The following is an 8,361-nucleotide window of genomic DNA, read 5'->3' as shown; positions in this document are numbered from 1 at the left end:
GCCATGTTGCGGCGTATGGTCTGCTCATCTTCACAATGTGTGGCAATCAGCATAGGCGCCTCTTTAAACAGGTTCTCTAAAACTTTTGCATTGTCGACCAGCATATTGCCGGTTGAAGAGCCCATGAATACCTTAATGCCGCATACATTCTTAGGATCTGTTTTAAGTACTTCTTCCAGGTTATCATTAGATGCCCCCATAAAGAAAGAGTAATTGGCCAGTGATACATCAGATGCAATTTTGTACTTGTCCTGCAACAGCTCCTGGGTTAATGTATTTGGAACAGTGTTGGGCATCTCCATAAATGAAGTGATCCCACCCGCTACGGCGGCCATACTTTCAGAGAAGATATCTGCTTTATGCGTCAATCCGGGTTCCCTGAAATGTACCTGGTCATCAATCATTCCAGGAAACAAATGTAGCCCTTCGGCATTGATCTCCAGATCAGCCCTCTGGCTGATCGAAGGGGCGATCTTTTCAATAAATCCGTCTTTGATCAGGACATCGGCAATAAATATCTGGCCTTCATTGACCAAAGAAGCAGCTTTTATCAGAATGGTATTCATAGGTTTCAAAATTAGGAAAAAAATTAAAATCATTTCTATAAATTCAGACTGATGATGAGTATACGGTTTTATCGGCCACTAAATAAATTTTGACTATTTTTGCAAAATGCCCAAAAAATTCGAAGAGTTTAACCTCAACCGACAGATCCTAAACGCCGTAGAGGACGCGGGGTTTACTGTTGCTACCCCAATACAAGAAAAAGCCATTGCTCCGGTACTCTCCGGACAGGATATTTTTGGAATTGCCGAAACAGGAACCGGAAAAACTGCTGCCTATGTTTTACCTATGCTTATGCAGTTAAAATATGCACAGGGCGATTCCGCAAGGGCTTTAATTCTTGCTCCAACCAGGGAACTGGCTATGCAGATTGCAGAACAGGTACAGCTGTTTTCTAAATATACGGATCTCCGCTCTGTGGTGATCTTTGGCGGAATAGGCCCTAAAACTCAGATAGAGAAGCTCAAGGGAGGTGCCGATTTGATCATTGCCACACCGGGAAGATTTTTAGATCTTTATCTGGCCGGACATATCAATACCCAATACCTGAAATTCTTAGTGTTGGATGAAGCTGATAAAATGATGGATATGGGCTTTATTGGTTCCATTCACCGGATATTGGAAGTGGTGCCCCGCAGAAGACAGAATTTGCTGTTCTCGGCTACCATGAGTGACCTGGTGCAGAAAATTGCAGGAGATTTTCTGAAACACCCCACCATTATTGAAGCTTCGGCCCAAGCTACACCGGCTTCAACGGTAACGCAGTCTCTGTATGAAGTGCCCAATTTTAAAACCAAGATCAACCTGCTGCAGTTCCTGCTTAAAAATGATGAAGAAGTCAAAAGGCTGATCATCTTCTGTAAAACTAAAACCGTAGCCGATAATATTTTCAGTTTTATTGAGCGTAGGTTCGGACCGGAAGCGGTTCGGGTAATCCATGCCAACAAAGGACAAAATACGCGGATTAACTCTATCAATAGTTTCAAGGAAGGAAATATTCGTGTGCTGGTAGCTACCGATGTAGCCTCGCGTGGAATTGATGTCAGTGAGGTGAGCCATGTAATCAATTTTGATGTGCCTATTATTATCGAAGATTATGTACACCGTATCGGACGTACAGGAAGAGCCTTCGCAACAGGTGAGGCACTCACTTTTTGTACAGAAGCTGAAAAATATTACATCCGGAAGATAGAAAAATTGATCAGACAACAAATTCCTGTTGTAGCTTTGCCGCCTGAAGTTTTTGTGGAAGAAACACCATACGACGAAAGACAAGCCATTGCAAAGGAAATAGATCTTCAAAAGAGAAAGGATGACCCAGATTTTAAAGGTGCATTCCATGAAAAGAAGAAAACATTTCCACCGGCCGGAAAGAAAAACGACAGGACACCTCCATGGAAGAAAAAGAAGTTCAAAAAGTAAAGCAATCTGCCATCAGACTTACGCCGCTGAATATCCTTGCTGCAGGAAGTCTGGTTGCTGCTTATTTTTTTCTGACAGGAGATAGCTCAGGAGCAGGGATCGAAAAGAAGGTGAACTGGCTATTTGCTGTACTTTGTTTATTTGCCTGCCTGGTGGCCATCATTTCAGATCTGATCTTCCGGAAAGCTATTCCCTCACTGAAAAAGCTGTGGGTGGTAGAGTGTACCTTAATCTTGTTTACCCTAGTTTTGATACTTATTATAAAAACCATCATATTTTAAAATGAAGAAAGCTGAAATAAAAATCACCGTAGAACTGGATGATAATAACGTACCCGAAAACCTGTTGTGGGAATCAACCGATTCAGAAACTAAAGAGCAGGTTGCGGTAAAATCTATGATGCTTGCCCTGTGGGACCACAATTACAAAAACTCTTTGAGGATTGATCTCTGGACAAAGGATATGCCGGTAGATGAAATGAAAAGATTTTTTTATGAAACACTGCAAACCATGGGAGATAGCTTTCTGAAAGCGACCGGTGAGAAATTAATTGTAGAAGACCTGCGTGATTACTGTGCACATTTCGCAGATAAAATGGGGATTACACAACAATAAAAATGAGGATCCAGGGAATTTTAGGTGCAGTAATCATGGCTGCTGGTGGGCTATGCCCGTTAATCAGGGTGCCCATCATGGGCAACTGGAACTATTTTGATATTGATCAGACGCTGGCTACAGTATTCTATTGCCTGGTTACCATAGCGTTGATTGGGGCTTTACTCCAGAAAGCAGGGCTGATCCGTTTTGCCGGATGGGCTGGTATCGGGCTGGTGCTCATTACCCTGGCGGGGGTGTATTTTAAGTCTCATGATTATTTCAGCTTTGTGCATTTCAAAAAGGTCATCAACTTTGCGGCCGGTATGGTCAAATACAAATGGGGATGGCTCGTTATTTTTACGGGTACCTTATGCCTGATCAGCGTCAGGAAACCTAAAATATTTCAAACAGAACAGGCGCCAGTAATCTAGCGCCTGTTTCTAATTTAAGCCGCCCAGAGCTTTTCTCTTTTTCTTTCTTTTATACTGTGTGTGTTTTAGTGAGCCTTCTCCACTGATGATGCTGATATTACCGTCTGCCTCCAGGATAGCCAGTTTAACATCTCTGTAACGGTCTACTCCATGTTCCCGGCAGGCTTCCTGTAATTCTTCGTTGGTAATGTCCAGTGCACTTAACTTGTCAAAATCTAATTTCCCATCGTGGATCAGGATCTCTGGTTTTTGCAGGACCAGATCACGAAGGCGTTTGTTTTTGAACATGAACTTCTTTAAAATATAGTTGAGCAGGAACAATACCGCAGCGGCACAAAGACCTCCCAGTAAGCTTGAATCTGACCCGACCATTGCATTTTGAACCGCATTACTAATCAAAAGGATCAGTACTACATCAGTAGTATTTAGTTGCGAAAGTTCTTTCTTTCCCGTCAGACGGATGGCCACCAGCATAAATGCATATACAGCCAGGCTTCGCAGTGCAATATCTAAATAAGGGTTCATCGCTTCATGTTTTTGTACGCTGCCATATTTTATCATGGTAATACAATATTATTGATATTTAAATTACAAACGACGCTAATCAATTAAAAATAAGTGATTAAAAATTATCTTTGCCCCAAGATGCATTTATTAAACCAGGTAAAATACCTCATTAAAAAAGAAATACTGCTGGAGTGGCGATCAAAATATGCCATAAATGGTGTTTTATTGTATGTAGTCTCTTCGGTATTTGTATGTTTTCTGTCTTTTATTACCATCGACAACAAAATTACCTGGAATGCCTTATTTTGGATCATTATCCTTTTTTCTTCTATTAACGGTGTTTCCAAAGGGTTCTTACAGGAAACCAAGGGGCAGCAGCTGTACAGCTATATAGTGGCCAGCCCTATAGCTATTATCCTGGCCAAAACGATTTATAATATCTTGCTGATGCTGGTATTGACCACCATAGCACTGGCTGTGTATACCACCGTTTTTAGCTATGTACCTGTTGACTTTTTGATGTTCTATGTGGCTGTTGTATTGGGAAGTTTAAGTTTTTCTACCATTTTTACTATGGTTTCGGCTATTGCGAGTAAGGCTGGTAATGGTGGAATGCTAATGGCTATCCTGAGTTTTCCCGTCATCATTCCTGTACTTATTGTGTTGATCCGGCTGGCAAAGAATGCCATTGACGGGCTGGACAGGAGCGTGAGCCTGGATGAGATCGGCATCTTGCTGATGATTAATGTAATGGCCATTTGTGCATCTTTATTGTTATTTCCTTACCTTTGGCGCGATTAAATATGAACGGATTTATGTACAAAAGCTGGTGGAAGATCTTAGGATCTGTAATTGTTATATATACAACAGTGGCCGGTTTGCTGCTGGGTGTCCCCCATCTGCCGATTTTAAATGAGACCATCAGGAACCTCTATTTTCATGTGCCTATGTGGTTTGCCATGCTGACGCTTTTTTCTATCTCCGTTTTTTATAGCATCAAACATTTGCTGACCGGCGACCAGGCAGATGACCTGCGGGCGGTAGAGAGTGTTAATGTCGGTGTCGTTTTCAGTTTACTTGGATTGGTAACCGGCTCTCTTTGGGCCAAATATACCTGGGGCCAGTACTGGAGTTTTGACGTTAAACAGAATTTTACTGCTGTGGCCATCCTCTTGTATTTTGCCTATCTGATTTTAAGGAATGCGATTGATGAGCAGCAAAAAAGAGCAAAGATCTCCGCTATTTACAATATTTTCGCTTTTCCAATGATGATTGTTCTGATCCTGGTTCTGCCAAGGCTATCAGATTCCCTGCATCCGGGTAATGGCGGAAATCCGGGATTTAACAAGTATGATCTGGATGAAAGAATGCGGATGGTGTTGTATCCTGCCTTTATTGGCTGGTCTATCATCGCTTACTGGATTTATACCATCCGTTTCAGAATCCGTTCCATAGAAAACCAACAAAATTCATAACATGAAGAAGTTTATAGTGGCTTTAGCCCTTTTGTTCAGTTCGGTGCAGCTGTTTGCTCAGACAGATAGTGTAGAGATGGCTGATATGCTGCGGAGCAATGGAAAAATATACGTTGTCGTGCTCTGTATCGTGATTATCCTTGCTGGACTCTTGTTTTATCTGTTTTCGCTGGATCGCAGATTAAAAAAAATTGAAAAAAAATCTTCGGGTAAAAACTAATTTTAAACTGTTTAATGCCAGTTTTTGCTGCATTTTAGCTGTGGTGTTGTGCATACACTAAGTGGTTTTTTATTTGCATTAATCACTTTTTTTAATGCAATTTTGCACCAAAGAATAAGAACTTATTTCAAATTCATAAAAAACAAATAATGGCTAATACAGCAAACGAGACCAATTTTTTTACAGATGTTTGTAAAAATTTTGACAGTGCCGCGCAATTCACCTCCCATCCGGAAGGTTTACTTACCCAAATCAAAGCTTGTAACAGTGTGTATCGTTTCCAGTTTCCAATTCGCAGAGGAAACGGATTTGAAGTTATTGACGCCTGGCGTGTAGAGCACTCTCACCATATGAGCCCAACCAAAGGTGGTATCCGTTACAGTGATATGGTAAACGAGGATGAGGTAATGGCACTGGCGGCTTTAATGACCTACAAATGCGCCATCGTTAACGTACCTTTTGGAGGCGCAAAAGGAGGGATCAAAATTAACCCTAAAAACTACACTACAGGGGAACTGGAGAACATTACCCGTCGTTATACTACAGAATTAATTAAAAAGAACTTTATCGGTCCTGGTATTGATGTTCCTGCTCCTGATTATGGATCCGGTGAGCGCGAAATGAGCTGGATTGCAGATACCTATATGACCATGAACCCTGGACAGCTGGATGCCCTGGGTTGCGTTACCGGTAAGCCTATAGCCTTACACGGAATAAGAGGCCGTAAAGAGGCCACCGGCCGTGGTGTAGCTTATGCCGTAAGAGAATGCGTAAGTGTAGCTGAAGACATGAAGAAAATCGGTCTGAAAGCAGGCTTAGGCGATAAAAAAGTAATTATTCAGGGTTTAGGTAACGTAGGTTACCATTCAGGTAAATTTCTTGCAGAATTCGGTGCAACCATCGTTGGACTTTGTGAATTCGAAGGTGCCATCTACAACGAAAATGGAATAAACATTGACGAAGTATTTGCACATCGTAAGCTGACAGGATCCATCCTTGGTTTCCCTGGTGCCAAAGAATTTAAAAATTCAATGGAAGGCTTAGAACAACCTTGTGATATTTTAGTGCCTGCTGCTTTAGAAAACCAGATCACAGAAGAAAATATCAGAAATATCAAAGCTAAAATCATTGCTGAAGGCGCAAACGGACCAACTACTCCGGAAGCAGAAGCCATTTTTACTGAAATGGGCGGTATCATTATTCCAGATATGTATTGCAACGCTGGTGGTGTAACTGTATCTTACTTTGAATGGTTGAAAAACCTTTCTCACGTCGCTTTTGGACGTATGGAAAATCGTTATGCAGAAAATTCCAATGCCAACCTGATCAATACACTGGAAACATTAACCGGAAAAAGCATCCCTGCGGAACATCGTTCTATGCTGGTTAAAGGTGCTTCTGAGTTGGAACTGGTGAACTCAGGTTTGGAAGATACCATGATCCATTCTTACCATGAGATCAGAGAGACTTTAATGATCAAACCAGGTGTTCAAACCTTAAGAACAGCTGCTTTTGTTGGTTCAATCGACAAAATTGCTGTTTCTTATATGAATCTGGGTATCTGGCCATAATCGGGTCTTGAACCAATAGGAAAAGCCGCAACGGAACTTCGTTGTGGCTTTTTTATTACAGAGGAATGAAGATCTTTCTCTCTTCGCTTTCGTATATTTAAGAAAGATGATGATGAGATCGCACCTCCGTTTTGTGATAGTTGGCTTGCTTTTTTTTGTGGGCTGCACTTCAGTTAAACAAGATCTGGAAAGCCGCAACGGGTTTACCGTCCTTCCGGCACCTCAGAAAAATGAAAAGGTAGCCAATTTTGCCGGAGGTTGTTTTTGGGCAATGCAGGAGTGTATGCTGGAACTCAAAGGCGTACGTAAAGTGATTAGCGGATACGCCGGTGGCTGGACTAAAAACCCTGATTATACGGCCGTCTCTGCAAAAAACACCGGTCATGCAGAAAGCGTACAGGTCTATTACGATCCGGCTGTAATTAGTTATGAGCAATTGGTTTCGGCTTTTTTTTACGCCCATGATCCAACCCAGATCGACGGTCAGGGACCCGATCTGGGCTCAGATTATCGGTCCATTGTCTTTTACCGTTCCCCGCAAGAATACAAGATCGTCAGGGCTGTGATGGATAAGATAGAGCATAACCATTCGTATGCAGATCCATTGCTTACCGAATTAAAGCCATTTGAAGTATTTTATCCAGCAGAAACGGGGCACCAGGATTATTACAGAATACATTCCTGGGAGCCTTATATCCGCCGTGTTTCTAAACCTAAAGTCTTAAAAATGAGAAGTCATGTGTCCGCTCTGGTCCGGCCGGAATACCTTCATTAAAGCGACTCTGTTTTTTATTGTTTACTTTTTGTCAGAGAACTATCAATAAAATGTCATCAATTGGAATAGAGGGCTTTCCAAAGTAATTAGGCGGGTATATTTTTTATATTTGTGGTTATTCTTTTAACAGGTAAGTATCCATGAGAAAAAGTGCAATTATAGGCTTAATCACAATCGCAATTTGTGTGGGGTTTTTGGTGAGCTTAAATGCTGACACCAGTAATTATTCCACCTTTACAGAAGCCGCTAAAGATGCCAGAGAATTCCATGTAATGGGCTACTGGGAAAAAAACAAAGGCATGTATTATGATGCACAAAAAGATGCCAATCATTTTGCTTTTTATATGAAAGATTCTAAAGGACAGGTGAATAAAGTAGTATATAACGGCGCCAAACCCCAGGATTTCGAAAGATCAGAAAAACTTGTCCTCATCGGGGAAATGAAGAACGATACTTTTTACGCTTCTAAAATATTGATGAAATGTCCTTCCAAATACAATGATAACCTTGTGGAAGTGAAGCAGGACGGACAAGTAAAACAATACAACTAACACATTTAATGGATATACAATTTGTTGGAGAAAACCTCCTTCCCGGCAAGATCGGGCAATTTCTTATTGTTCTGGCGTTTTCAGCTTCTTTGCTTTCAGCATTATCTTATTTCTTCGCCGTAAAAAATAAAGAACCGGAAGAGCAAAAATCCTGGCAACGTTTAGGAAGGATTGCATTCTTCATCAACTGGCTAAGTGTTATCGGTATAGGTTCAACATTGTTCTACCTGATCCTGAACCATTTTAAT

The 8,361-nt window shown here is 41.4% G+C and carries 12 protein-coding genes and 1 pseudogene; 11 read left to right on the top strand and 2 right to left on the bottom strand.

The genetic code is table 11. The features are described 5' to 3' along the window. A pseudogene (locus VNZ46_RS06830) lies at positions 1 to 566 on the bottom strand (dihydroorotase); the annotation flags it as partial. Positions 567 to 672: 106 nt separating this feature from the next. Between VNZ46_RS06830 and VNZ46_RS06825 the strand changes: the two are divergent. Genes VNZ46_RS06825 through VNZ46_RS06810 form a run of 4 tightly spaced genes read left to right on the top strand, consistent with a single transcriptional unit; the run spans position 673 to position 3,014 of the window. Continuing rightward, positions 673 to 1,986 carry a DEAD/DEAH box helicase gene (locus tag VNZ46_RS06825; RefSeq protein ID WP_133780203.1) on the top strand — a complete coding sequence of 438 codons (1,314 nt, stop codon included), beginning with the start codon at positions 673 to 675 and terminating at the stop codon, positions 1,984 to 1,986. After that, the gene (locus VNZ46_RS06820) at positions 1,959 to 2,267 is read left to right on the top strand and encodes a hypothetical protein (RefSeq protein WP_325559337.1); all 309 of its coding nucleotides are present in this window, start codon (positions 1,959 to 1,961) and stop codon (positions 2,265 to 2,267) included. The genes VNZ46_RS06825 and VNZ46_RS06820 overlap by 28 nt, the downstream gene beginning before the upstream one ends. 1 nt (position 2,268) lies before the next feature. Beyond that, entirely contained in the window at positions 2,269 to 2,601 is a 333-nt protein-coding gene (gene gldC, locus VNZ46_RS06815; protein ID WP_108555058.1) for a gliding motility protein GldC, read from the top strand. 2 nt (positions 2,602 to 2,603) lie between these two features. Beyond that, positions 2,604 to 3,014, top strand: coding sequence for a hypothetical protein (locus VNZ46_RS06810; RefSeq protein ID WP_325559336.1), 411 nt, complete (start codon positions 2,604 to 2,606; stop codon positions 3,012 to 3,014). Positions 3,015 to 3,023: 9 nt separating this feature from the next. Here VNZ46_RS06810 and VNZ46_RS06805 read toward each other — a convergent pair whose 3' ends face one another. Beyond that, a complete protein-coding gene (locus VNZ46_RS06805) occupies positions 3,024 to 3,539 on the bottom strand; it encodes a DUF421 domain-containing protein (protein WP_108555068.1) in 516 nt (171 codons plus the stop codon). A gap of 120 nt (positions 3,540 to 3,659) precedes the next feature. On the opposite strand from VNZ46_RS06805, the gene VNZ46_RS06800 reads away from it, so the two are divergent. From VNZ46_RS06800 to VNZ46_RS06770, 7 genes are all read left to right on the top strand, one after another. Beyond that, positions 3,660 to 4,322, top strand: coding sequence for a heme exporter protein CcmB (locus VNZ46_RS06800; RefSeq protein WP_108555056.1), 663 nt, complete (start codon positions 3,660 to 3,662; stop codon positions 4,320 to 4,322). A 14-nt stretch (positions 4,323 to 4,336) separates the two neighbouring features. After that, positions 4,337 to 4,996: a cytochrome c biogenesis protein CcsA gene (ccsA, locus tag VNZ46_RS06795; protein WP_325559338.1), complete on the top strand. Its 660-nt coding sequence runs from the start codon at positions 4,337 to 4,339 to the stop codon at positions 4,994 to 4,996. Between the two features lies 1 nt (position 4,997). Beyond that, complete coding sequence (locus tag VNZ46_RS06790) at positions 4,998 to 5,216, top strand: CcmD family protein (RefSeq protein WP_325559335.1); 219 nt, start codon at positions 4,998 to 5,000, stop codon at positions 5,214 to 5,216. 149 nt (positions 5,217 to 5,365) lie between these two features. Continuing rightward, positions 5,366 to 6,787: a Glu/Leu/Phe/Val family dehydrogenase gene (locus VNZ46_RS06785; protein ID WP_133780208.1), complete on the top strand. Its 1,422-nt coding sequence runs from the start codon at positions 5,366 to 5,368 to the stop codon at positions 6,785 to 6,787. Between the two features lie 106 nt (positions 6,788 to 6,893). Beyond that, positions 6,894 to 7,562, top strand: coding sequence for a peptide-methionine (S)-S-oxide reductase MsrA (msrA, locus tag VNZ46_RS06780; RefSeq protein ID WP_325559334.1), 669 nt, complete (start codon positions 6,894 to 6,896; stop codon positions 7,560 to 7,562). Between the two features lie 140 nt (positions 7,563 to 7,702). Next, complete coding sequence (locus VNZ46_RS06775; RefSeq protein WP_108555052.1) at positions 7,703 to 8,113, top strand: cytochrome c maturation protein CcmE; 411 nt, start codon at positions 7,703 to 7,705, stop codon at positions 8,111 to 8,113. Positions 8,114 to 8,121: 8 nt separating this feature from the next. Continuing rightward, positions 8,122 to 8,361, top strand: a 240-nt coding sequence (locus tag VNZ46_RS06770) for a hypothetical protein (RefSeq protein WP_325559333.1), incomplete at its 3' end; no start/stop codon positions are given.

Origin of the sequence: Pedobacter sp. (genome assembly GCF_035566355.1) — a bacterium.
In the GTDB taxonomy this organism is placed as follows: Bacteria; Bacteroidota; Bacteroidia; order Sphingobacteriales; family Sphingobacteriaceae; genus Pedobacter.
Note: the sequence above shows the minus strand (reverse complement) of the source record. Positions and strands in the feature narration are given on the sequence as shown.